The organism is Actinomadura logoneensis, assembly GCF_003428695.1.
In the GTDB taxonomy this organism is placed as follows: Bacteria; Actinomycetota; Actinomycetes; order Streptosporangiales; family Streptosporangiaceae; genus Spirillospora; species Spirillospora logoneensis.
This window is the reverse complement of record NZ_QURH01000426.1, coordinates 1-879: the sequence shown is the minus strand read 5'-3', so window position 1 is coordinate 879 and position 879 is coordinate 1. Positions and strand designations below refer to the sequence as shown.

At 72.0% G+C, this 879-nt stretch carries 1 pseudogene; it reads right to left on the bottom strand.

From position 1 onward, the window contains the following. A pseudogene (locus DZF91_RS23090) lies at positions 1 to 425 on the bottom strand (3-oxoacyl-ACP synthase); the annotation flags it as partial. Between the last annotated feature and the right edge of the window lie 454 nt (positions 426 to 879).

Sequence of the window (879 nt, the reverse complement as noted above, 5' to 3'; positions counted from 1 at the left end):
TGGCGGGCGGGGGCGGCGGGGGTCGCGGTGAGCAGGGCGGCGGCGGTCTGCAGGGCGTGGACGAAGCCGGTGCAGGCGGCGGCGACGTCGAACGCGGCGGCGCGGCGGGCGCCGAGCAGGGCCTGGACGCGGCAGGCGGTGGCGGGGCCGAGTTCGTCGGGGGTGGAGGTGCCGAGGACGATGAGGGCGAGGTCGGAGGCGTCGATGCCGGCCGCGGTGAGGGCGTCGCGGGCGGCGTGGGCGGCGAGGTCGGAGGCGGCCTGGTCGGGGGCGGCGCGGTGCCGGGCGCGGATGCCGGTGCGGCGTTCGATCCAGTCGGGGTCGAGGCCGAGGGCGGCGGAGACCTCGGCGCTGGTGATGCGCTGTTCGGGCAGGTAGGCGCCGGTGCCGTGGATGGCGTACGGGATGGCGTACGGGATCGTCACGTCTTTTTCTCCCTCGTCCGGCCGGTGGGGCGGCCGGATTCTGGTGGTCGTGGGCGGCGCGGCATTTGTTCTGCTTTGTTCTAGTTTTTCCTTTCACTCGGGGTGATCGTGCGGTCTGTCTGTGGTGAACCGCACGCGAGACCGGGGCCGTACGGTCCTTGTCGGCGCCCGGATTCCATGAGTGAATAATCCCATTTCGCAGTTCTCTTTCCACATCAAGTTCTTGTGTGGTGTTTGTCCGTCGAGAAGTGGAAGTGTGCCTTCCCGGTTAGGAGTGCGGAGTGAACCCCGCCCCGCCCTTGTGGCCCTCGCGACTCGAACCCGACGAGGTCTGCGCGTTCCTGTTCCCCGGCACCGGCGCGGCCGGCGCGCCCGACCTGCGCGCGCTGGCCGACTCCGGCCCGTCCGCCGCGCGCGTGGTCGGCGACGTGCTGGACGCCGTCGCCGAGGCGCT